The sequence below is a fragment of the Curtobacterium sp. VKM Ac-2861 genome, assembly GCF_013204965.1.
Classification (GTDB): Bacteria; Actinomycetota; Actinomycetes; order Actinomycetales; family Microbacteriaceae; genus Curtobacterium.
This window is the reverse complement of sequence record NZ_JABMLA010000001.1, coordinates 457,626-479,344: the sequence shown is the minus strand read 5'-3', so window position 1 is coordinate 479,344 and position 21,719 is coordinate 457,626. Positions and strand designations below refer to the sequence as shown.

Annotated in this window: 25 protein-coding genes; 2 read left to right on the top strand and 23 right to left on the bottom strand. The window is 71.7% G+C overall.

The window, feature by feature from the left end:
- Positions 1-6: 6 nt before the first annotated feature.
- Positions 7-1,518, top strand: a complete 1,512-nt coding sequence (locus tag HQQ88_RS02155) for a hypothetical protein (protein ID WP_173168516.1) — start codon at positions 7-9, stop codon at positions 1,516-1,518.
- Positions 1,519-1,546: 28 nt separating this feature from the next.
- Here HQQ88_RS02155 and HQQ88_RS02150 read toward each other — a convergent pair whose 3' ends face one another.
- From HQQ88_RS02150 to HQQ88_RS02125, 6 genes are all read right to left on the bottom strand, one after another.
- Positions 1,547-2,272: an FAD:protein FMN transferase gene (locus HQQ88_RS02150; RefSeq protein WP_248703348.1), complete on the bottom strand. Its 726-nt coding sequence runs from the start codon at positions 2,270-2,272 to the stop codon at positions 1,547-1,549.
- On the bottom strand, positions 2,269-2,760 hold the full coding sequence (locus HQQ88_RS02145) for an FMN-binding protein (protein ID WP_173168515.1): 492 nt from the start codon (positions 2,758-2,760) through the stop codon (positions 2,269-2,271). The genes HQQ88_RS02150 and HQQ88_RS02145 overlap by 4 nt, the downstream gene beginning before the upstream one ends.
- The gene (locus tag HQQ88_RS02140) at positions 2,760-4,223 is read right to left on the bottom strand and encodes a ferredoxin reductase family protein (protein ID WP_173168514.1); all 1,464 of its coding nucleotides are present in this window, start codon (positions 4,221-4,223) and stop codon (positions 2,760-2,762) included. The genes HQQ88_RS02145 and HQQ88_RS02140 overlap by 1 nt, the downstream gene beginning before the upstream one ends.
- Positions 4,224-4,350: 127 nt before the next feature.
- Positions 4,351-5,715, bottom strand: a complete 1,365-nt coding sequence (locus HQQ88_RS20040) for a HAMP domain-containing sensor histidine kinase (protein WP_173168513.1) — start codon at positions 5,713-5,715, stop codon at positions 4,351-4,353.
- The gene (locus tag HQQ88_RS02130; protein ID WP_173168512.1) at positions 5,712-6,395 is read right to left on the bottom strand and encodes a response regulator transcription factor; all 684 of its coding nucleotides are present in this window, start codon (positions 6,393-6,395) and stop codon (positions 5,712-5,714) included. Before HQQ88_RS02130 ends, HQQ88_RS20040 begins: the two co-directional genes overlap by 4 nt.
- Position 6,396: 1 nt before the next feature.
- Entirely contained in the window at positions 6,397-7,116 is a 720-nt protein-coding gene (locus HQQ88_RS02125; RefSeq protein WP_173168511.1) for a VIT family protein, read from the bottom strand.
- 124 nt (positions 7,117-7,240) lie between these two features.
- Between HQQ88_RS02125 and HQQ88_RS02120 the strand changes: the two genes are divergently transcribed.
- Positions 7,241-7,705 (top strand): DUF2231 domain-containing protein, encoded by a 465-nt coding sequence (locus HQQ88_RS02120; protein WP_173168510.1) that lies wholly within the window; start codon positions 7,241-7,243, stop codon positions 7,703-7,705.
- Here HQQ88_RS02120 and HQQ88_RS02115 read toward each other — a convergent pair.
- The 17 genes from HQQ88_RS02115 to fliD form a co-directional block, all read right to left on the bottom strand.
- The gene (locus tag HQQ88_RS02115; RefSeq protein WP_173168509.1) at positions 7,702-8,700 is read right to left on the bottom strand and encodes a cation diffusion facilitator family transporter; all 999 of its coding nucleotides are present in this window, start codon (positions 8,698-8,700) and stop codon (positions 7,702-7,704) included. The two genes, HQQ88_RS02120 and HQQ88_RS02115, sit on opposite strands and share 4 nt — an antisense overlap.
- On the bottom strand, positions 8,697-9,059 hold the full coding sequence (locus tag HQQ88_RS02110; protein ID WP_367916966.1) for an ArsR/SmtB family transcription factor: 363 nt from the start codon (positions 9,057-9,059) through the stop codon (positions 8,697-8,699). Before HQQ88_RS02110 ends, HQQ88_RS02115 begins: the two co-directional genes overlap by 4 nt.
- 108 nt (positions 9,060-9,167) lie before the next feature.
- Positions 9,168-10,343 carry a flagellar hook protein FlgE gene (locus HQQ88_RS02105; RefSeq protein WP_123292728.1) on the bottom strand — a complete coding sequence of 392 codons (1,176 nt, stop codon included), beginning with the start codon at positions 10,341-10,343 and terminating at the stop codon, positions 9,168-9,170.
- Positions 10,344-10,399: 56 nt separating this feature from the next.
- Positions 10,400-10,843 carry a flagellar hook assembly protein FlgD gene (locus HQQ88_RS02100; RefSeq protein ID WP_123292727.1) on the bottom strand — a complete coding sequence of 148 codons (444 nt, stop codon included), beginning with the start codon at positions 10,841-10,843 and terminating at the stop codon, positions 10,400-10,402.
- Positions 10,844-10,868: 25 nt separating this feature from the next.
- The gene (locus HQQ88_RS02095) at positions 10,869-12,344 is read right to left on the bottom strand and encodes a flagellar hook-length control protein FliK (RefSeq protein WP_173168508.1); all 1,476 of its coding nucleotides are present in this window, start codon (positions 12,342-12,344) and stop codon (positions 10,869-10,871) included.
- Complete coding sequence (locus HQQ88_RS02090) at positions 12,341-13,075, bottom strand: C40 family peptidase (protein ID WP_173168507.1); 735 nt, start codon at positions 13,073-13,075, stop codon at positions 12,341-12,343. The genes HQQ88_RS02095 and HQQ88_RS02090 overlap by 4 nt, the downstream gene beginning before the upstream one ends.
- Complete coding sequence (locus HQQ88_RS02085) at positions 13,072-13,503, bottom strand: flagellar FliJ family protein (protein ID WP_173168506.1); 432 nt, start codon at positions 13,501-13,503, stop codon at positions 13,072-13,074. Before HQQ88_RS02085 ends, HQQ88_RS02090 begins: the two co-directional genes overlap by 4 nt.
- Positions 13,503-14,846: a FliI/YscN family ATPase gene (locus tag HQQ88_RS02080; protein WP_173168505.1), complete on the bottom strand. Its 1,344-nt coding sequence runs from the start codon at positions 14,844-14,846 to the stop codon at positions 13,503-13,505. The genes HQQ88_RS02085 and HQQ88_RS02080 overlap by 1 nt, the downstream gene beginning before the upstream one ends.
- Positions 14,843-15,505 carry a hypothetical protein gene (locus HQQ88_RS02075; RefSeq protein WP_123292722.1) on the bottom strand — a complete coding sequence of 221 codons (663 nt, stop codon included), beginning with the start codon at positions 15,503-15,505 and terminating at the stop codon, positions 14,843-14,845. The genes HQQ88_RS02080 and HQQ88_RS02075 overlap by 4 nt, the downstream gene beginning before the upstream one ends.
- Positions 15,498-16,556 carry a flagellar motor switch protein FliG gene (fliG, locus tag HQQ88_RS02070; RefSeq protein ID WP_132100467.1) on the bottom strand — a complete coding sequence of 353 codons (1,059 nt, stop codon included), beginning with the start codon at positions 16,554-16,556 and terminating at the stop codon, positions 15,498-15,500. Before fliG ends, HQQ88_RS02075 begins: the two co-directional genes overlap by 8 nt.
- Positions 16,557-16,564: 8 nt before the next feature.
- Positions 16,565-18,238, bottom strand: coding sequence for a flagellar basal-body MS-ring/collar protein FliF (gene fliF / locus HQQ88_RS02065; RefSeq protein ID WP_173168504.1), 1,674 nt, complete (start codon positions 18,236-18,238; stop codon positions 16,565-16,567).
- On the bottom strand, positions 18,238-18,573 hold the full coding sequence (fliE, locus tag HQQ88_RS02060; RefSeq protein WP_123312739.1) for a flagellar hook-basal body complex protein FliE: 336 nt from the start codon (positions 18,571-18,573) through the stop codon (positions 18,238-18,240). The genes fliF and fliE overlap by 1 nt, the downstream gene beginning before the upstream one ends.
- On the bottom strand, positions 18,573-18,968 hold the full coding sequence (locus HQQ88_RS02055; RefSeq protein ID WP_235035933.1) for a flagellar basal body rod protein FlgC: 396 nt from the start codon (positions 18,966-18,968) through the stop codon (positions 18,573-18,575). Before HQQ88_RS02055 ends, fliE begins: the two co-directional genes overlap by 1 nt.
- On the bottom strand, positions 18,965-19,309 hold the full coding sequence (locus HQQ88_RS02050) for a flagellar basal body protein (RefSeq protein WP_123938149.1): 345 nt from the start codon (positions 19,307-19,309) through the stop codon (positions 18,965-18,967). Before HQQ88_RS02050 ends, HQQ88_RS02055 begins: the two co-directional genes overlap by 4 nt.
- Before the next feature lie 219 nt (positions 19,310-19,528).
- Entirely contained in the window at positions 19,529-19,849 is a 321-nt protein-coding gene (locus HQQ88_RS02045; RefSeq protein WP_173168503.1) for a hypothetical protein, read from the bottom strand.
- Positions 19,839-20,312, bottom strand: a complete 474-nt coding sequence (gene fliS / locus HQQ88_RS02040; protein WP_123292717.1) for a flagellar export chaperone FliS — start codon at positions 20,310-20,312, stop codon at positions 19,839-19,841. The genes HQQ88_RS02045 and fliS overlap by 11 nt, the downstream gene beginning before the upstream one ends.
- A gap of 10 nt (positions 20,313-20,322) precedes the next feature.
- Positions 20,323-21,711, bottom strand: coding sequence for a flagellar filament capping protein FliD (fliD, locus tag HQQ88_RS02035; protein ID WP_367916965.1), 1,389 nt, complete (start codon positions 21,709-21,711; stop codon positions 20,323-20,325).
- Between the last annotated feature and the right edge of the window lie 8 nt (positions 21,712-21,719).

Below are 21,719 nucleotides of genomic sequence, written 5' to 3'. Positions count from 1 at the left end.
GTACCGGTGCGCAGCACACGCGCCCAACCGGTACGGCTGTGGGTGGTCCCCGCACTGGTCGGTGTCGGAACCACGTCCGTGGCGGCGGCGTTCAGCTGGGTGCCGTCCATCTGGTACGACGAGGCCGCGACGGTCGTGTCCGCCACCCGCCCCTGGGCGGCGCTGGCACGCGAGGTGCAACAGGTCGACGTCGTCCACGCGACGTACTACGCCGTGATGCACTGCTGGTTCGCGCTCGTCGGGTACACGCCGTTCACCCTGCGTCTCCCCTCCGCGATCGCGATCGGTGTCGCCGCGGCACTGCTCGTGGTCCTCGGGCGCACACTCGCCAGCCCGAGGACCGGTCTCGTCGCCGGGGTCCTCTTCGCGCTCTTCCCGCGGGTGACGTGGATGGGGTCGGAAGGGCGGTCGTTCGCCATCGACACCGCCCTCGCAGTCGGGACGACGATCCTCTTCGTCGCCGCCCGTGATCGCACCCGACAGGGAGCCCGGTCGTGGCCGTGGTGGGTGTCGTACGCGGCGATCTCGATCCTCAGCGGCGCGGTGTTCCTCTACTTGGCGCTGATGACGGTCGGTCACGGCGTGACCGCGGCGCTGCCGTTGCTGCGGCGCTCTGGCCGTGATCGAGACACGCGGAAGGTGCTCCTGCGCTGGGGTGCCGCAACTGCCCTGTCGGCGTGTGCGCTGCTGCCGCTCGCCTCGGCATCCGCTGGCCAGGATCGTCAGATCGCCTGGATCGATCCCATCAGTGCGCACACGATCCAAGAGGTGCTGCTGACGCAGTGGTTCACCAAGAACCCGGGCTTCGCGGTCTTCGGGTGCGCCCTTGCTGTCGTCGGGGTCCTCCTGATGCACCGGAACGACACTCGCCGGCGGCTCCTCGTGGTGGCGCTGCCGTGGGCGCTCGTTCCCACGATCGGCCTGATCGCCGCGTCGTTGGTGACGAACCCGCTGTACTCCCCGCGGTACGCCGCGTTCACCGCCCCGGCGGTGGCGCTGTGCATGGGTGCCGCCGTGACCGCCGTACCGACTCGGTGGTCACGACGCGCCGTGGCCACCGTCCTCGTCGTCGCCGCGGCGCTCACCGCACCGACGTGGGCGCAGCAGCGCACGGTCGCAGCGAAGGACGACGCCGCCTGGAACGAGGCAGCCGCCGTCATCGTCGCGCACCGGTCCGAGGAGCCCGTCGGGGAACGCGACGCGGTTGTCTTCGGGCCCCTCGAACGCCATCCCCTCGCCACCTCCAGGACCATCGCGGACACCTATCCAGCGGCGTTCTCCGGACTTCGCGACCCGCTCCTGGTTGCTCCGGCGAGCGAGTCCGCTGGCCTGTGGGGAACGCAACGACCACTGCGGGACATCCGTGAGGAGGTCGGTGCCGCGAAGGTGGTGTGGTTGCTCACCGCGGTCGAGCCCGATGTCCGCACCATCGTGACGCAGGCACTCACCCGCGACGGCTTCCGTCGGAGTCGCACTTGGCAACGCACCCGCACCTGGGTCGTGCAGTACGTGCGATGACACCGACGAAGGGCGTCCACGAGGTTGCTCATGGACACACGACCGCCTCGGCCCCCGGTGTCGCCCACGCGATGCCGTCCGTGTCGAACGCGAGCACGTCGACGCTCCCGTTGCCGGTGAGCCCGCGGAGGTCGTCAGCATCGCCCGCGACGACCGCCGTTGCCAGCACGTCCGCGGTGACGATGTCGTCAGCGATGACGGTCGCCTGCACGAAGGTGGGGGTCGCTCGTCGCCAGATGTGCTCGCCGCGCTCGGCGGTCCCCGAGGTCGCGACGGCGCGGCGCGGCGCATCGAGGTGGACGACGCCGACGACCGTGTCGCGGCGTGCCGGATCGACCACCCCGACGCTCCACGATTCGTCGTCGCGGTGGTGTCCCCGGACGAGCACGTCCCCTCCGGCGCTGATCATCCAGTCGTCGGCGATGCCGTCGAGGACTGCTCCGGCGTCACGGATCGCCAGGGCCTTCACCACACCGGACAGGTCGACGACGCCGTCCGGGCGGTGCGGCGTGAACGCACCACCGGTCCGTTCCCGCCAGTCGAGCGCGAGCGCGTACACGTCGCGCACCGACGCCGGGGTGTCGGACAGCCGGAGCGATCCGTCGGCGATGCGGCTCAGCACCGACGCCGGGTCGTACAGGCTGTACCGGTGGTCGTAGGAGGCGAAGACGGCGCGCACCTCGGCGGCGGCCTCCGGGGTGGCTCCCCGGAGGCTGACGACGGTACCCATGGTCTCGAAGGTCTGGACGCTCACAGCCCGGCCTTGTCGATCGCGGACTGGAGCGACGTCGTGTAGCCCTGACTCGTGAAGGTCGCACCGCTGACGGACTGGATCTGTGCGGACTGCGCCTGCAGTGCCTCCTGGCGCAGGACCGGTGCCGCCTGCTGACTGATCTGCACCGATCGGCCGTCGCTGTTCGTGAGCTGCAGCGGGGTGACGTCGGTGATCGTCCCGTCCGCGACGGTGATCTGCACCTGCACCGGGCCGTACCGGGTCTGCGTCGTGTCGCCGGCGAAGGTGCCGGAGGCGGACGACCCAGCGGTGGTGCCGGTGCCGCTGCTGCCGCCGTTGGTCCCGCTGCCGGCGCTGTCGCTCGTCGACCCGGTGCCGGTCGTGCCGACACCCGACGTCGTGCCCTGCTGTGCCGGTGCGGTGGCCGCGGGCTGGCCGCCGAGCTGCCACCCGATGGCCAGGACCGCGATCGACGAGACGACACCGCCGGCGATGATGCGTGCTCTCATCACTCGAACCGTTCCTGGTGGATCTGGTGTTCCGGCACCCCTGCCGACCGCGCTTCGCGGACCACGAGGTCGGACCACGCCCGCGGCCCGCACACGTACAGGTCCGACTGCAGCAGGTTCGGGAACACGGACCGGAGGGAGACCCCGCGCCGGACGTCCTCCTCGGTCATCCAGCTCTCGCGGGAGCGGGATCGGTGGCCGACCATCGTGTACAGCCGGCTGCCCGTCGCCTCGGCGAGGTCCGCGATCTCGTGCCACAGGTACTGCTGGTCGGCGTCGGTCCCGCGCAGCAGCACGGTGGCCTCGCCCGGACGGAGGTCGGTGTCCTCCAGCAGCGAGCGCACGGGGGTGATCCCGATGCCGGAGGCGACGAGCGCGAGGTACGGGGCCGTCCGGGCCCGGCTGGTGAACAGGCCGTACGGACCCTCGAGGGACACGAACGCCCCGGGCGTGATGCGTCCGAGACGGGCGGAGCCTGCACCGAGGTCGCGGACGGTGATCCGTGCACGACCGCGGGCGGGGACCGCCGAGAACGACACCGGGTGCGCGTGCCACCACGTCTTCGCGGTCCAGAACCGCCAGACCCCGTACTGCCCGCCGCGGGCTCCGAGGCGGTCGAGGTCCCGTCCGGCGAGGTGGATCGACACGACCCCCGGCGCGACGGTCTCGATGCCGGCCACACGGATCCGGTGCCGGAACGTCACCACGATCGGCACCGCAAAGCGGTACAGCGCGATGAGTCCGAGCGCCACGACGTACAGGGCGATCCAGTAGACACGCTGCCAGGTGCCCTGCGCGAGGACGCTGCCGACGCTGAGCATGTGGGGCAACGCGACGAGCACCGCGGCGTAGCTGAGCAGGTGGATGAGGTGCCATGCCTCGTACGGCAGCCGACGGCGCACGGCGACCAAGGACGAGACCACCACGACGAGGAACAGCACGAGGCCGAGGAAGGCGAGTGGCATGTCGGGTGTCGAGAAGAGCGCGATCGTCTCGGCGATCGGACCGGTCCCCGCGGACGCGCCGTAGCCGAGTGTGAGCAACGCACCGTGCGCGAGCAGCAGGTACAGCACCGGCTTGCCGAGCGAACGGTGGACCGCGACGGCGTTGTCGTGGCCGAACGTCCGGTCGATGAGCGGTACCCGGGCGGCGAGCACCAGCATCACGAGGACGAGGTCCGTGGCGACGAGCCCTGCCACGATCCCGGCGTCGGTGAGCCAGCCGCCGATCCCCACGACCCTGTGCGAGCCGGGCGAGGCGAGCCAGAGCGTCACGGCGATCGAGGCGGAGACCCATGCGAGGATCCCGAGCAGATCCGTCATGGCGCTCCGGCGGCGACCGGCTCGACGGCGGCGGCGCGCGGCGATGTCGAGGGACTCCGCCGGGGGTACGGCGTCCCGCAGGCGCGCGCGTTCGGTCGTGCTCGGGGGTGTCCTCGGTGTGGCGCGAGCGGTCTCGATCATCGTCTCGGTCCTCTCCAGCATGCGATCGGGTGACTCACAGCATCAGGAGCGGTCCTGTGGACGGACCCCGAACGGCGCGCCCCGTTCGTTCGAGACCTCGAGTGATCGGCGTGGACCGAGATCCCGGTCAGCGCGCGGGGACGCTGACCGTCGCGACGGCACCGCCGGACGCCGCGTTGCAGAGGTCCGCCGTCCCGCCTGCGCGTTCGACGATGCCGCGGACGAGGGCGAGCCCCAGGCCGCTCCCGCCGAGGACGGCACGTCGGGCGCTGTCGGCCCGGGTGAAGCGGTCGAAGGCCTGCGGGAGGAAGTCGTCCGGGACGCCGGGGCCGTCGTCGACGACGCACAGGTCGAGTCGACCGTCGGCGGACTGGTCGAGCGTGACCCGGACCACCCCGCCGTCCTCCCCCGCGGCGATCGCGTTGGCGACGAGGTTGTCGACGACCCGCGCGAACGCCGCGGGCTCGAGTCCGTAGTGCTCGTCCGGCGCCGTCAGTTCGACGGCGAAGTCGATGTCGCGCGCCCCGACGTGTGTCATGGCGCGGGCGCGGTCGATCGATCCCATGAGTTCCGTGACGAGCGCAGCGGCCGACGTCGACGGAACACCCTCCGCCTCGTCCAGCCTGCTGAGTTCCAGGAGGGCGTTCGCGAGCGCGACCAGCCGTGCCGCATCGCCCTCGGCGGCGCGCAGCTCGCGCTCGAGCGCGACGGCGTCGCCCGACGAGCGGTGTGCCAGTTCGAGTCGGGCGGTGAGGGCAGCGAGCGGCGTGCGGAGCTCGTGGCTGGCGTCGGAGACCATCCGTCGCTCGCGCTCGGTGTTCTCACGCTGGCGGTCGATGAACGTGTTGAGCGTCCGGGCGAGGGCCGCGAGTTCATCGTCGGAGGCGCCGACTGGCAGGTGGCCGCCACCGTTCCCGGCGCTGAGGCGCTCGGCGGTCCGGCGCATCCGCCCCACTGGGCGGAGGGCGATGGTCGACAGCAGCCAGGCCGTCGCCGCGAAGGCGAGCAGTGCCAGGAACGTTCCGACGACCAGTGACCGGTCGACCCGCGCCACCGTCTCCTGCCCGGCCCGGCCGTCGTGCGCGGCCCACACGACGAACGATCCGGCGTCGTTCGTGACCGGGATGCCGACGACGGTCACGACACGGTGGCCGGTGTGCAGTCGCAGCGTGACGTCGTCGTCCGGGACCGGCGAGGGCAGCACGGCGCGGACGTCGCGCGGCAGCGAGTCCACGACCCAGTCTCCGGTCGCTGACCGGATCCCGACGAGGACGTCTTCTGCTGGACGGTCAGGCGGCTCGTCCGGGTTGTGCCGGAGGTCGGACACGAACGGCGCCGCGTCACCGGATGCGAGGGAGCGGTCGGTCGCGAGCGTCGCGCGTTCGATCTGCACGTGCAGCACGAGAGCGACCCCGGAGAGCACGACCGCACCGACGAGCAGGCTCCCGAGGGTGATCCGAGCGCGGATCGACAGGCGACGGAGGAACCTCACGGAGACGGCACGACCTCGAGCGCGTACCCCACACCGCGCACCGTCCGGATCGCGACGTCGGCGCCCGAGGCCTGGAGCTTCTTGCGAACGTAGCTGACGTACTGGTCGACGATGGTCGGGTCGAAGTGCTCGGCGCTCCCCCAGACCTCTTCGAGCACCTCGGTCCTGGTGCGCGGGTCGGGCGCCCCCTGCATGAGGAACCGCAGGAGCGAGAACTCCTTGACGCTCAACGGCATGTCGCGCCCGCGCACCGACGCACGCACGGCCACGGTGTCGAGCCGCACCGCGCCGGCTTCCACGGTGGTCGTGCCACCGGCGGCACGACGTCGCAGGTGCGCCCGGATCCGCGCGTTGAGTTCGGCGATCGCGAACGGCTTGGTCAGGTAGTCGTCGGCCCCGGAGTCGAGCCCGAACACGCGGTCGTCGACGGCGTCGCGTGCGGTGACCAGGATCACCGGGAAGTCCGACCCCAGCTCACGGAGTCGTCGACAGACCTCGAAGCCGGTCATCTCGGGCAGCATGACGTCGATCGCTGCGGCGTCGAACGCCTGCGACCGCGCCTGGACGAGTGCGGCGACGCCGTCCGTCACGACCGTGACGGTGTGCCCCTCGCCGGTCAGTCCGCGCTCGACGAGGGTACCCATCTCGGGGTCGTCCTCCACCACCAGGATGTTCGCCATCTCAGACCACCCCGCTCGTCCCGAGCAGGGATCCGATGACGAAGGTCGCCGCCAGGGCGAGGGCTCCGCCGACGACCACGCGTGCTGTCGCCCGCCGCACCGAGCCACCTCCGATCCGGGCGCCCGTGGCCCCGGTCAACGCGAGTGCGACGAGGACGACGACGAACGTCACGGGTACCCGGACGGCCTCGGGCGACAGGAGGATCGCCAGCAGCGGCAGGACGGCACCGATCGAGAACGCGGCCGCCGACGCGAACGCGGCGTGCCACGGGCTGACGACCTCGTCCTCGTCGATCCCGAGCTCGGTGGTCAGGTGCGCGGCGAGGGCGTCCCGCTCGGTCAGTTCGGACGCCACACGTTCGGCCGTGGACCGTCGGAGACCACGGCCCTGCCACAGCTGGGTGAGCTCCTCGAGCTCGGCGACCGGGTCGTCGGCCAGTTCGCGGCGTTCCTTCTCGATGAGGGACTGCTGGCTGTCCTTCTGACTGCTCACCGACACGTACTCGCCCAGCGCCATCGACACGGCACCGCCCACGAGCGCTGCGATCCCCGCGGTCGCGATCGCCGGGACGGACGACGACGCGCCGGCGACGCCCACGACGATCGACGCCGTCGACACGATCCCGTCGTTCGCGCCGAGGACTCCGGCTCGCAGCCAGTTCAGGCGCGCAGCGAGGTCGCCCGGGTGGGCTTCGCCCGCGTGCGGCTCGGAGGTGCTCATGGTCACAGCGAACCATGTCCGGGTCGCCCCGTTCGTGTGAGGTTTCGAACGATGCGGACCGCGGGATCCTGTTGTCTGGTCGAACACCGCCGGCACCGTCCGGCGCACGACGTGAAAGGCCGTCATGGACTGGCAGTTCGGCGGGATCCCGCTCCACCCCCTCTTCGTCCACCTGACCTCCGTCGCGGTCCCCGTCGCGGCGCTGGCCGCGATCGTGGTCGCGGTGTGGCCCGCTGCGCAACGGTGGCTCGCAGTCGGCGCACCGATCATCGGCCTGGTCGCCCTCGTCTCGGTCCCCCTGGCGACCTCGTCCGGCGAATGGCTCGAACACCGCGAGCAGGAGACCGCGCTGCTCGAGCGGCACACCGAGCTCGCCGACGGGCTGCTCCCCTGGTCGATCGCGGTCTTCGTGCTCCTGCTGCTGTGGTGGGGGTGGCACCGGTTCGGGACAGCTCGGGTGACGAGCGGCGGCGCACTGCGGGCAGTCGCGGTCGTCGGACCGGTGCTGCTGCTCGCGGTCGGCGTCGTCTCGATGATCGAGGTCGTCATCATCGGTCACGCGGGTGCCGAGTCCGTCTGGAAGGGCTAGGAACGCACTGCGGAGTGCGTTGGTGTCACCGTGACTGCGTCGAGGTTCCCGATCGCCTGCCGGACGTGTTCCGCGGCCTGGTCGGCGACGTGCGTTGCGTCCTGCAGATCCGTCGTCGACACCTCGACCGTTGCCGATCCGGTCAGCCGGTGCCCGATCCACCGGAGACGGAGGTCGTGGACCCCGTGGACGCCGTCCGTGTGCTCGAGGGCGTGCTCGGCACGTTCGACGAGCGCCGGGTCGACGGCGTCCATCAGCCGCGCGCCGATCGATTTCACGGTGCCCCAGAGCAGCACCAGGATCGAGATCGATATGAGCAGGCCGATGACCGGGTCGGCGAGCGGGAAGCCGACCATCACGCCGACCGCACCGAGGACCACCGACAGTGAGGTGAAGCCGTCGAGCCGGGCGTGCACGCCGTCGGCCACGAGTGCCGCCGAACCGATCCGCTGGCCGACCCGAATCCGGTAGATCGCGACGACCTCGTTGCCGGCGAAGCCGATCAGGCCCGCGGCGACGAGCAACCAGGGCGCCTCGACCGGGCGTGGGTGCACGAAGCGATCGATCGCCTGCCATCCGGCCACCACTGCCGAGAGCGCGACGACGAAGACGATGAACATGCCGGCGAGGTCCTCGGCGCGGCCGTACCCGTAGGTGAGCCGCCGGGTCGCCACGCGTCGGCCGAGTACGAACGCGACCCACAGCGGCACGGCGGTCAGCGCGTCCGCGAAGTTGTGGGTGGTGTCCGCCAGCAGGGCGATCGAGCCGGTGAACGCGACGAGCACCGCCTGCAGGACGGTGGTGCCGAGGAGCACGAAGAGACTGATCTTGAGCGCGCGGACACCGGCCGAGCTCGCCTCCATGGCGTCGTCGATCGAGTCGGCGGAGTCATGCGTGTGTGGGACGACGAGGTCGTAGAGGAGGCCCCGCACGCCGCCGTGCGGGTGCGCGTGGTCGTGGTCGTGCTGGTGCCCGTCGTGCTCGTGGTCGGTCACGCGCCGGCCTGCTCCCCGCGGTGGTGCGGCGCGACACCCACGACGTGTTCGGCCTGCTTCACCGCGTCGATCACCAGCTCCGACGCGTGCTCGTCGGTGAGGCGGTAGAAGACGGTCGTGCCGTCACGACGGGTCGACACCATCCGCGCGAGCCGCAGCTTGGCGAGGTGCTGCGACACCGCCGCCGGACTCTTGTCGACCACGTCGGCCAGGTGGTTCACGGACATCTCCTCGGCGTTCCGGAGCGCCAGGATGATCTTCACACGAGTCGCGTCGGCGAGCATCGCGAAGACCTCGACCGCCAGTTCGACGTACTCCGACTCGGGATCGAGTCCGCATGGCTGCTTGTCTACGTGCACACGCAGATACTAAGCCATCAGATCCAGAACGGACAGCCGAACTCGTGAGCAGGAATGGTCGGGTTGCCCGGCTTGGACCCGACCATTCCTGCTCACGAAGCGCCGCGCCTACCGCTTCAGGTTCGTCAGCTCCTGCAGCACCTCGTCCGAGGTCGTGATGATGCGCGCGTTCGCCTGGAACCCGCGCTGCGCCACGATCAGGTTCGTGAACTCCTGCGACAGGTCGACGTTCGACATCTCGAGGGTGCCCGCCGCGAGCGACCCGACGCCGGCCGAGCCGGGACCACCGACGGTCGCGGTGCCCGAGTTGCCGGTGGCACGGTAGCCCGAGGCGCCGGTCTTCTCGAGGCCCGCCGGGTTCGCGAACGTCGCGAGGGCGATGCGGCCGAGGGCGAGCGACGCACCGTTCGAGAACGTACCCGTGACGGTGCCGTCCTTCGAGATGGCGTAGCCCTGCAGGGCGCCGGCCTCGCGGCCGTTCTGCGAACCGATCGACGCGGTGTTGAGCGAGGCGAAGCCGGTGAGCTCCCCCATGTCGACGGCGATGCCGCCGACCGTCAGGGCGCCGCCGGAGGTCAGCTTGCCGTCGGTGCCGAACGTGAGCGACCCGTTCGTGGTGGTCCCCTGACCGTTGCGTGCGGTGACGTCCCAGCCGGTGCCGGTGCGCGTGTAGGCGAGGGACATCGTGTGCTTGGCGCCCGAGGCGTCGTAGACGGTGGCCTCGCGGGTGATGGTGTCGCCGACGGCGGTCTCGGACGGCAGGTTGCCGGCGACCGAGGCCGAGGTGGTGCGGACGGCCGGTGCCGCGGCGTCGAGCGGGAGCGTGATGTCAGCGAGGCCACCGTTGTCGTTGACGACGCCGTTCGTGGCCGGGTAGCCCTGCACGATCTTGCCGTCGGCGGTGACCAGGCGGCCGTCCGCGTCGAAGTCGAACGCACCGGCGCGGGTGTAGACGGTGTCGTTGCCGAGGCGGGTGACGAAGAAGCCGTCGCCGGAGATCATCAGGTCGGTGGCCTTGCCGGTGGCCTGGGCCGAGCCCTGCGCGAAGTTGGTGGAGACGCCGGCGACCTGGACGCCGAGGCCGATCTGCGCCGGGTTGGTGCCGCCGACACCGGTCTGCGGTCCGCCGGCACCCTGGGTCATCTGCGACAGGGTGTCCTGGAAGACCGTCGACGAGGCCTTGAAGCCGACGGTGTTGACGTTGGCGATGTTGTTGCCGGTGACGTCGAGCATCTGCTGGTGCGAGCGGAGGCCGGAGATCCCGGAGTAGAGCGAGCGGAGCATGGTGCGTCCTTTCGGAGAGGCAGGAAGAGCAGGAAGGAGAAGGGGAAGGAGAACGGTCAGGAAGCCGGGGCGGTGGTGGTGATGCCGGAGATCACGTCGAGAGCGACCTCCTTCCCGTTCACGGTGACCGTGGGCACGCTGTTCGCGTAGGACACGGCCGAGGCGGTCCCGGTGACGGCGGTACCGGTCGCAGCGTCGGTGTAGCTGACCTGCTTGCCGACGAGGTTCGCGGCGGCGATGCGCATCTGGAGCGAGAAGTTCTCGTTCCCCGTCGTGGTCTGGTTGGTGATCTGCTCCATCATCGCGAGCTGCGTCTGCTGGCTGATCATCTGGTTGGTGTCCATCGGCGACGACGGGTCCTGGTTCTGCAGCTGCGTGACGAGCAGCTTCATGAACACCTCGGAGTCCATCGTCTGGGACTTCTTCGCGGTCGAGTTCGCGGCGAGGGCCGCGGCCTGGGCAGCCTGGTCCACGCTGCCGGTGATGCCGTCGATGGGCATGGTTGCGTTCCTGTTCGTGAGCCGGTCAGGCGAGGACGTCGAGTCCCGCGGTGCGGATGGTGGAGGTGGACGTGGCGGCTGCGGAGGCTGGCTGCGCGGTGGAGGTGCGCCGTGCCTCCAGGCCGGTGTCGGCACGCAGGCGGCCGTCGGCCGGTCGCTGGTCACGACCCGCCGACTCGCGCGGGTGGTTCTGCGACGACAGGTCGAGCGTGGTGCTCAGCCCGGTGCCGGCGGCGTCGCGCCGCAGGTCCGGCAGCACCTGGCGGACCGCGTCGCGGCCTGCTTCGGACGCCGCGAACAGCTCGACGTGCATGCCGTGCGCCGTCACGTGCGCGCGGACCGTGACCGGTCCGAGGCTGTCCGGCACGACCTGCACCGTGACGACGTGCTCCCCGGGGCCGGCCTGCGCGAGCGAGAACACCGGTCGCGCGAGCTGCTGTCCGAGGGGCGCGGGCGTGGCCGTCTGGGACGTGACCGGCGCGGCGGCTGCGACGGGGGCGGGCGCGGCGGTCGGCGTGGTGGGCAGGACGAAGGGCGTCTCGCCGCCGCGCGTGGTGGTGACTGCCGGGAGGCCCGGATCACCCGCCGTCGATCCCTGCTGGTCCGCCCCGTGGCCGGTCTGCCCACCCCGCGCGGCGGTCGCCGCTGCCACCGTGACGACGGCCGGGGTCGCGGTCGCGGAGCCGTCGGTGGGCTGGGTGGGCTGGGTGGTCGGGCCGGTCGGCTGGAGCGCCGCTGCTGCTGCGGCTGCAGCGGCAGTGGCAGTGGGCGCGCTGCTCGTGCTCGTGCTCGTGCTCGTGACTCCGACGGTGCCGGTGCCGGTGCCGGTCGTCCCGCCGGACGGCGTGCCGGGCCTCGGGATGTCCGACGCCGGTGACGGTGCGGACCCGTCGGTGGGGACTGCGGCGGTCGGGGCCGGTGCCGGTACGGCGGCGGATGCGGCGGACGCCGTGGTGTTTGCCGACGGCGGGACCGCGGCGCCCGTGTCAGTGGGAGCCCCGGTGGCAGCGGCGGGGACGGCAGCAGACGTTGTCGACGTGGTCGTCTCCGGGGCGGGCGTCGTCGGCACCACGGTGACGTCCTGCGCCGTCAGCTCGGGCGCGTTCGACGTCGCCGGCGTGAGCGGCTCAGCCGGGATCGTCGCTGCGACCGGAAGCGTCGAGACTGAGGCGGGCACCGTCCCGGTGGGCATGGGCATGGGCGTGGGCGTGAGCGCCTGGGCCTCCACGGCGACACCGGTCGCGCCGTCAGCGACAGCCGCCACGTCTGTCCCGGTGCTGGTCGTCGAAGCGTTCGGCGCCGTGGTCGAACCGGTGTCGTCGGCTGCGCGGGAGTCGTCCCGGCGTGCCGGTGCACGCTCGCCGGCACGACGATCGGTCGCGGCGGCCGCGGAAAGGGCGGCGTCGAACGCCCCGGCAGCCCCGGAGTCGGACGTGGCGCGGCCGGGCGCAACGCTGCTCGTCGGAGCGGGCGCGGGCTGGGTGGCGATGGTCAGGCTCATGCGGCGCTCCCGGTCTGCATCATGGACAGCAGCGCGGCGGTCTGCAGGTCGGTGGCACTGCTCGCGGCCGTGGTCGCGGTCGTCGCCGGGGTGGCGGACGCCTGGGCCGGCACGATGCGGCGGATGGTGGCGATGTCGGCGTCGGAGTACCAGTTGTCGACGATGCGGACGTCCTTGCCCGGGCGCGGCGCGTGCAGCACCTTGCCGTCGCCGACGTAGATGACGACGTGGCCCTCGCCCTTCGGGATGATCAGGTCGCCGGGCTGCGCGTCCTTCAGGGAGCCGACCTCGACGCCCATCTTCGCCTGGTCCGGCACGACCCGCGGCATGGTCACGCCGAGGTCCTTGAACACCGTCTGCACCAGCCCCGAGCAGTCCATGCCAGCGGTCGTGGTGCCGCCGAACACGTAGGGCACGCCGAGGTACTTCTTCGCGTCCGCGACGACGTCGGAGCCGGTGGCGCCGCTGCCTGTCGCGAGCGTGCCCGCGCCGGCGTCGACGGACGTGGCGGGCGCGCTGCTGGTGGCCGCCGCAGCGCCGGCAGCAGCGGTCGCGGTCCCGGTGCCGGTGTTCCCGGTCGCCGTGGCCAGGGCGTCGGCGAAGGCGCTCGACGACGCGCTGGTCGACCCGGCGGACGACGACGTACTCGTCGCCGCGGCCGAGCCACCGCGCAGGGTGTCGATCTGGGAGCGGATCTCGGAGATCCGGGAGAGCACCGCTTCGACGCTCATCGGGCACCACCTTCCGTGCGGCGTCGTGCCGCGATCTCGTCGAGGGCGTTCTGTTCGGTGCGGAGTTCCTCGGCGGCCTGCTCGGCGGCGTACTTGCCCTCGAGCTTCTCCAGGCCGACCGCGGCACGGCGTGCGGCGGTGTACTCCTCCTGTGCCCGGTCGGCGTCCGCGCGGCGGGTCCGGACCACGGCGTCGAGCTCCTCGAGCATCCCGCGGGTCGCAGCACGCGCAGCGGCGACGGCGCTCAGGGTCGCGGCGTCCTCGATCGGCTGCGCGCCCTCGGCGTCGGCGAGGCTGCGGCGCGCGGCGATCCGGGCGTCGGCGGCATCGCGCACGCGCTCGTTCGCGGTCGCGAGCGAGGCAGCGGCGCGGTCCTGTTCGGTGTGCCGCAGGCGCAGGAGCCCCGCGAGCGGGAACCGGCGGGCCATCACGACACCCCCAGCTGCTGCACGAGACCGCCGAGTCGCTGCCAGGACGCGTCGGCGGTCGCCCGCTCGTCCATCCCCTGGCGCAGGAACGCGTCGATCGCACCCTGGTGGTCGACGGCGGCGTCGACGAGCGGGTTCGAGCCGCGCTGGTACGCGCCGACGTCGAGCAGGTCCTGGGCGGCGGCACGTGCTGCCATCACCTTGCGGAGGGTCGTCGCGGCACCGCGCTGCGCCGGGTCCGTCACCTTCGAGGCCACACGGGACACCGAGCCGAGGGCGTCCACCGACGGGAAGTGCCCGGTGATCGCGAGCTTCCGGTCGAGCACGACGTGACCGTCCAGGATGCTGCGGGCGGCGTCGGCGATCGGCTCGTTGTGGTCGTCGCCGTCGACCAGCACGGTGTACATGCCGGTGATGCTGCCGACGCGGTCCGTCCCGGCACGCTCGAGCAGCCCGGCGAGCACCGAGAACGTCGACGGCGGGTAGCCCCGGGTGGCCGGCGGCTCCCCCACCGAGAGCCCGATCTCGCGCTGCGCCATCGCGACGCGGGTGAGCGAGTCCATCATGAGCACGACGTCCTGGCCGGCGTCGCGGAACGACTCCGCGATTCGGGTGGCCACGAACGCGGCGCGCAGGCGCATGAGGGCGGGCTCGTCCGAGGTCGACACGACGACGATCGAGCGGGCGAGGCCCTCGGCACCGAGGTCGTCCTCGAGGAACTCGCGCACCTCGCGGCCACGCTCCCCGACCAGTGCGATCACGTTGACGGCGGCGTCGCTCCCGCGCGCGATCATCGACAGCAGCGATGACTTGCCGACACCGGAGCCCGCGAAGAGCCCCATGCGCTGGCCCCGGCCGACGGTGGTGAGGGTGTCGAGCACCCGCACACCGAGCTGCATCGGGGTGTCGATGCGGGTGCGTGCCATCGCGTTCGGGGTCGCGTGGTCGAGCGGCACCCAGTCGACGGGCTCACCACCGGCACCGACGAGCGGTCCGCGGTCGTCGATCGGCCGGCCGAGCCCGTCGAGCACACGGCCGAACAGCCCGGCACCCGTCGGCACGAGCACCGGCCGGCCGGTGGGGCGTGCGGGGGTGCCGGCGGTCACACCGGTGAGGCGTCCGAGGGGCATGCAGCGCACGCCGGTGGCGTCGGTCGCGACGACCTCGACGGCGGTCTGCACGCCGTCCTCCGGTCCGACCGTGACGACCTCGCCGACGTGGGCGTCGAGCCCGGCGATCGTCAGCCCGAGGCCGACGGCGCTCGTGACGACGCCGACCCGCTGGGGTGCGGCCTGCCGCAGGGCGTCGTCGAGCCCGCGGGGCCGGAGCAGCGTGGCGGTCACGCGGACACCCCCTGCAGCTCGACACCCAGTGCCGTGCGGGCACGGTCGAGTGCGGTGGCGATCCGGGCGTCGAGGATGCCGTCCGGCAGGTCGACGACGGCGTCGCCGTCCCGCAGCGCGGGGTCCGCGACCACGGGCACCGGCAGGTCGACGTCGGCGACGCGGGCGGCATCCGCCGGGCTGAGCCGGACGGCCACCGGCACGCTGCGGTCGATGGACGCGAGCGCCCGCCGGACGGTGGTCTCGGCACCGGACGTGATCCGGGCCTCCCGGTCGTCATCGGTACCGACCGCCGGACGGGAGGCACGGATCTCGTACCCGACGATCGCCTCGGCCAGGTCCGTGGCCGCGCTGGCGACGGACGCCTCGGCGTCGCTGAGGACGGGCGCGACCGTGGACAGCATCGCGTTCGTCGCGGCGTCGAGGACGGCGATGCGGCGGACGGTGTCCGCGCGCAGCGACGCGGTCAGCGCGGCGTGCTCGGCCTGCAGGCGGGCGCGCAGGGCGTCCGTCTCGGCCTGCGCGGCGCGGAGTCCCGCGGTGTAGCCGGCGGCGTGGCCGCGGACGTCGGCACCCGACGCACGGTCGGTCGCGGCGGCAGTGCCGATCGCGGGGAACGCGATGCGCTGCACGGTGCCGGCGGTCGTGGTGTCAGTCAACGAGCTCGTCCTCCTCGGCACGGTGCACGGTGATGACGCCCTGCGCCTCGAGCTCGCGCACGGAACGGACGACCTCGGCGCGTGCTTCCTCGACCTGCGAGACGCGGACCGGGCCCATGGCCTGCAGTTCGTCGTCGAGCAGCGAGCGGTTGCGCTCGGACACGTTCGCGCGGATCGTCTCGACGACGGGTCCGGCGGCACCCTTCATGGCGGTCGCGAGGAGCTTCGAGTCGATGCCGCGCAGCACCTGCTGGATGTCGCGGGACTCGAGCTTGACGATGTCCTCGAAGGTGAGCATGCGCGAGCGGATGTCCTCGGCGAGTTCCGGGTCGCGGGCCTCGAGCCCGTCGAGCACGGCCTTCTCGGTGGCGACGTCGGAGCGGTTGATGATGTCGACCAGGGGCGCGATGCCGCCGACGACCTCGACGCTCTCGCGCGGCGACACGACGGCGCCGGCGCGCTGCCGCAGGACACCGGCGACGATCCCGACGGCCTCCGGGGTCGCGCTGCCCATCGTGGCGAACGCCTGCGCGACGTCGGTGCGGACGCGCTCGTCGACACCGGCGAGCACGGCGCTGGCCTGACCGGGCTTGAGGTGTGCCAGGACGAGGGCGATGGTCTGCGGCAGCTCGCCCTCGAGCAGGGTGATGACCTGCCCGGGCTCGGCGTCGTCGAGGAAGTCGAAGGACTGGCCGGCCAGGTTCGAGGCGAGCCGGTCCATCACGCCGGCGGCGCGCTCGGCGCCGAAGGACGCCTCGAGCAGCCCGAGGGCGGTCTCCTTGCCGCCGCGCTTCTGCAGTCGGCCGCTCATCGTGATCCGGTGGAACTCCGACATGGTCTGGTCGACGACGGTGTCCTCGACGCGGCGCATCCGGACGATCTCGGCCGAGATCTCCTCGGCCTCCATCTCGGTGAACTGCTTCATCACCTCGGCCGCACGGTCGGTGTCCATCTGCATGAGGATGAGCGCGACCTTCTGGGCGCCGGTCAGGGCACGGTCGTTCGAACCCTTGCCGGTGCCCGGGCCGTTGCCGTTGCTGCCGCTCGGCATCAGGGCGCTCACACCGGTGCCCGGTCGTCGAGGAGCCCGCGCAGGAGCTCGGCCGTGCGCTTCGGGTCGCGTTCGGCCAGCGCGGAGATGTCCTGACGGCGGCGCTCGGCCGTGATCTCGTCGGTCGTCAGCACCTCGGTCGGCGGATCGCCGGCGGGCATCGTCGACAGCACGGCAGTGGGGGCGTCACCGGCACCGAGGGTCGCGCGGTCGGCGGCGCCGTCCATCGCGAGGGGCAGCTGGAACGTCTCGCCGGCGAAGGCATCGAGTTCGCCGAGGTCGACGGCCTCGCGCTCCTGCTTCCGGCTGCGACGGGCGACGACGAACATGACCGCGATGAGCGCGAGCAGGATGCCGATGACGATGCCGGCGGTGCGGATCGACGACCACAGGGCTTCCTGCTGGTCGGCCTTCTGCTGCGCCTCGAGCGCCTTCGCAGCCTGGTCGGCGCCGCTGGTGTCGAAGTCCATCATCGCGACCTTCACTTGGTCGCCGCGGTTCTGGTCGACACCGGCGGCGGCCGACACCAGGTCGTTGATGCTCTGCAGGTTCGCGTTCTGCACGGCGTCGGCCTTCGAGTTCAGCGCGACCGAGATGGTCTGCCGGTCGAGGGACCCCGAGGGGATCTGCGTGGTCTCGGTGGTGTGGTCGACGGCGTTGTTCTTGGTCGCCGACTCGTTGGTGTAGCCGTCGTCGCCGGTGCCGCTCGTGGCGGTGCCGTTCGGCACGGCGATGTTGTCCGGGCCGAGGACCCCGGTCGCGCCGCTCGACGCGCCCGCGGCACCCGAGCCGTACTGCTCGGTGGTGCTCGACTCGTTGAGCGCGACCGGACCCGAGGTCGGTGACGTGTAGCTCTCCGACGTGCGGGTGCCGGACTCCTGGTTCATCGTGCCGGAGACCACGACGGTGGCGTTGCCGGCGCCGAGGGTCGTGTCGAGCAGGTCCTGGATCTTCTTGCTCGTGGCGGCGTCGTAGTCGGCGGCCTGGTCGGCGCCGCTACCGGTCGCACCGGTCCCGACGGCGGACAGCGTCTGCCCCTTGGCGTCGACGACCGAGACGTCGGTGGTCTGCATGCCCTCGACCGACGCGCTGGTCAGGTGCACGATCGCCTGCACCTGGTCGGTGCTCAGCTGCGTGCCGTTGTCGGTGGCGATGAACACCGACGCCGTCGGGTCCTTCTCCTCGGACACGAACACGGACTTCTCCGGGATCGCGAGCTGCACGGTCGCGGTCTGCACGCCGTCCATCGCACCGATGGTCTTGGCGAGCTCGCCCTCCATCGCCCGCTTGTAGGTGACGTCCTGCTGGAACTCCGAGCTCGTCACGCCCATCTGGTCGAGCAGCGAGTAGCCGCCCTCGTTCGACGACGGCAGCCCGTTCGACGCGGCCTTGAGGCGCTCCGAGTACACCTGCGCCTGCGGCACCAGGATCGTCGCGCCGCCGTCGGTGAGCTGGTACGGCACACCGTCGGTCTGCAGCTGGTCGGTGATGGAGCTCGCGTCGGCGGCGGCCAGCCCGGTGAAGAGCGGCGCGTAGGACGCCTTGCCGAGCCACGACGCCAGGGCGATCCCCCCGAGCACGAGCGCGGCGATCACCAGGATCGCGATGGTGCGCTGGGCGGCGGAGAAGCCCTTCACGTACGCGGACAGGCGCGCGAAGACGTTCTTGACGGCGACGGGCATCAGGCCTGCATCCTCATGATCTCGTTGAACGCGTCGACGCCCTTGTTGCGGACGGCGGAGACGAGCTCGAGCGTGACCTGCGCGCGGGTGGCGGCGATGGTCGCGTCGTGGATGTCGTCGAGGTTGCCGGTGACGGCCTTGAGCGCGAGGGTCTTCGAGTCGCTCTGCAGCGCCTGCAGCCCGTCGACGGCGTTCCCGAGGCTGGCGGCGAACCCGCTGCCGTCGGTGCTGGTCGCGCCGGCGGTGCCGGCGACGTCGCTGGAGGTGCCGGACACACTGGTCAGTGCGTTCGTCATCGCGTTGGTGGTCACACCGTTGACGGCGTCGATGGGCATCAGTTCTTCCCGATCTGCAGTGCCGCCTCGTAGGCGGTCTTGGCACGGTCGACCACGGCGGCGTTCGCCTGGTAGCCGCGCTGGGCCATGATGAGGTCCGCCATCTGCGTGCCGAGGTCGATGTCCGGCATGCGGACGTAGCCCTCGTCGTTCGCGAGCGGGTTGTCCGGGTCGTAGGTCACGCGGCCGGCGGCGCTGCCGAACGCGGCGCCCTTGACGTAGGCGCCGGACACGCCGTTGCCCTCCTGGACCTCGACGTAGCGGGCCTGGAACGCGGTGTCGTCCATCGACTTCACGGTGTTCGCGTTCGCCATGTTGTCGGCGACGGCGTCGAGCCACTTCCGGTGCACGGTCATGCCGGTGCTCGCGATGCCGATCGCGTCGAAGGTCGTCACGAGTTCGTCCGCATCGCCGCACGGACGCTCGTGAGCTCGGAGTTCATCGCCTGCGTGGCGAACTGGTACCGGAGCACGGTGTCGACGTTGGAGAGCGTCTCCTCGTCGAGGTTGACGTTGTTGCCGTTCGTGTTCGTCGGCTCGAGGCTGCGGGCGACCGTCGGCGCGGTGTTCCCGCTGCCGTCGGTGATCGACTTCGCCAGGGCGTCCTCGAACTGGACCTTCTCGGCGTGGTAGTCCGGCGTGTTGATGTTCGCGATGTTGTTCGCGATCACCTTCTGGCGCATCGACAGGCCGTCGAGTGCGCTCTGCAGCGCGACGCTCGTCACGGAATCGAACACGGTGGTCCCCTCGTCAGGCGTCGCCCGTGGGGCGTCGCCGTGCGGTGGTGGCCGATCCGTGGCCGAACTGGTGAGCGATCCGTGCTCGTGTGGCGCTATCGGTGCCCGTCCCCGGCCGCGTTAGCCCTCGCCCCGAACGGGGGTGGCACCACTTCTGCGACAGACCACTCGTCGAACGACGCGTGCTTCGTCGCGGAACAGGTGCGGCGGGGGCGACGGTCAGGCGGACGCGTCGAGGTACACCGCGCCACGGGGCTCGCGGGTCGCGTCGACGGCGCGCAGCGCACCGAGGTGCTCGAGCGTCGCCCGTCGGTCCGACTCCAGTTCCGCGATGCGGTCGCGCTGCGCAGCGAGCAGTCGGGAGGCACGCCCCACCAACGCGCGCGGCACCGGACCCAGCCCGGCCGGCTCCGACCACCCCACCACGGCCGTGGGGTCGGCCGCCTGCCGGGCGGCGTCGTGCTCCAGGGAGTCGAGCAGGGCCTCCCAGGCGAGGCGGTGGTCGACCTGCTCGGGCGACACCTCCTGCTCAGGCGACACCGAGGGCTCCGCCCGTCGACTGCTGGCGGGCCGGCGTCGCCGGCAGCGACGCCGCGGCGTCGTGCCACGACTGCCGCAGGGGTTCGAGGATCCGGATGCAGTCGCGCGTCGCCTGCACGTCACGGTGCACGTTCGCGGTGATGAGGGACGTCGACGCGTAGTTGTAGACGGCGAGCAGGCCCTCGCCCCCGTCCCAGACGTCGATCCGCAGCGTGGACGACAGCTCGCCGACGATCGCCTGCGCGTGCAGCAGCTGCTCGCGGGCGGCGTCCCAGTCGGCACTGGTCTGTGCGGCCTCGGCGCGGTGCAGGTCGAGCAGCAAGCGGTCGTAGAGCATCGTGACGAGCTGCGCCGGGGTGGCCGACAGGACGGCCTCGTTCGTGTACTGGGCGCGACGCTGGTCGGTCACGGTGCGGGGCTGCGCGGCCTGGCGGAAGGCGGCAGCCTGGAAGTCGAAGGTCATGGTGATCCCGTCAGCTCGTCGTCGCCGCGAGCTGGCTGGCGAGCCAGCTGGACTGGGACTGGAGCTTGCTGAGGCTGGTCTCGAGCGACGAGTACAGCGTCTGGAGCGATGCGCGGCGCATCGTGAGTCGGTCGGTCCAGCTGTCGATCTGGGTGTTGAGGTCCTTGGCGACCGCCTGCTGGCCGGTGATCGTCGTGGTGATGGACCCGTCGTACTTGTCGGACGCGGCGGTGGCGGCGGCACCCACGTTCGCGGCGACGCCGGACAGCATCGCCTGCGTGCCCTCGGGGTCGGTGGCGAGGGCCTTCTGGAAGACCTCGGCGTCGAAGGTGAAGCTGCCGTCCTTGGTGATCGAGATGCCGATCGACGACGGCGACTTCCCGCCGACGGGCGCCGACATGGTGCTGCCCAGGCGCTGCACGGCGTCGCGCGTGGTGCCGTCGCCCATCAGGACCCCGGCGGTCGTGGTCGTCGATCCGCTGGTGGCACTCGTGCTGCTCGTCACCGCGGTGTTCGTCTTGTAGTAGGCCGAGACCGCGTTCATCGCGTCGACGAGTCCGGACGCCACGGACTGGGCCTTCGTGGTGTCCTGCGCGACGCCGACCGTGACCGGATCCGTCGAGGCCCTCGACACGGTGACGCTGAGCCCGGGGACCAGGTCGGTGAACGTGTTCGTCGCGCTCGTGATCGTCTGCTCGGCGGCGGTGCCGGCCCACAGCGTGACGCTGGCGTCCTTCGCCTGGGCGACGACCGCGGCGCCGACCTCGGTCAGCACGTTCGTCGCGGTGCCCGCGGTCACCTCGTCGGCGGTCCCCCGGTACACCTCGAAACCACCCGCGGCCCCGGTCTTGGCGGACGTCAGCTGCAACCGGTAGAGCTTGGTGCCGTCGGCGGCCGCACCCGCGGCGACCTTCGTGGCGGTGACGCCGGCCCCGGACTTGTTGATCGCCGACACCGTGTCGTCGAGGGAGCCCGACGACGGCGTGACGGTGGTCTTCGTGCCGTCGGCACCCACCAGGGTGATCGGTTCGGCAGCGGCCGACCACGTGGACATCGCGGCGGTGACCCCGACCTGGGCCGAAGCGGTCGAGCCGACGCTGAACGTCAGCGACCCGGCGCTCGCGTTCGTGCCGGTGACGGCGGTGACGCCCGACGACGAGCTCGTGGCCGTGAACAGGTCGAGCGAGGTCGCCTTGGCGGCGTCCTTCGCCTTGGTCGCGAGGGCCTGCACCAACCCGTTGATCGTCTGCAGTGACGAGATGAACGAGTTGGTGCTCGTGAGCTTGTTCTTGAGCAGGGTCTGCGGCACGCCCTCGACGCTCATCAACGAGTTGATGAGGTCGGTCGTCTTGAGCCCGCTGACGAGCCCGTCGATCGCGAGGCTGGTGCTCGAGGACACGGACGATG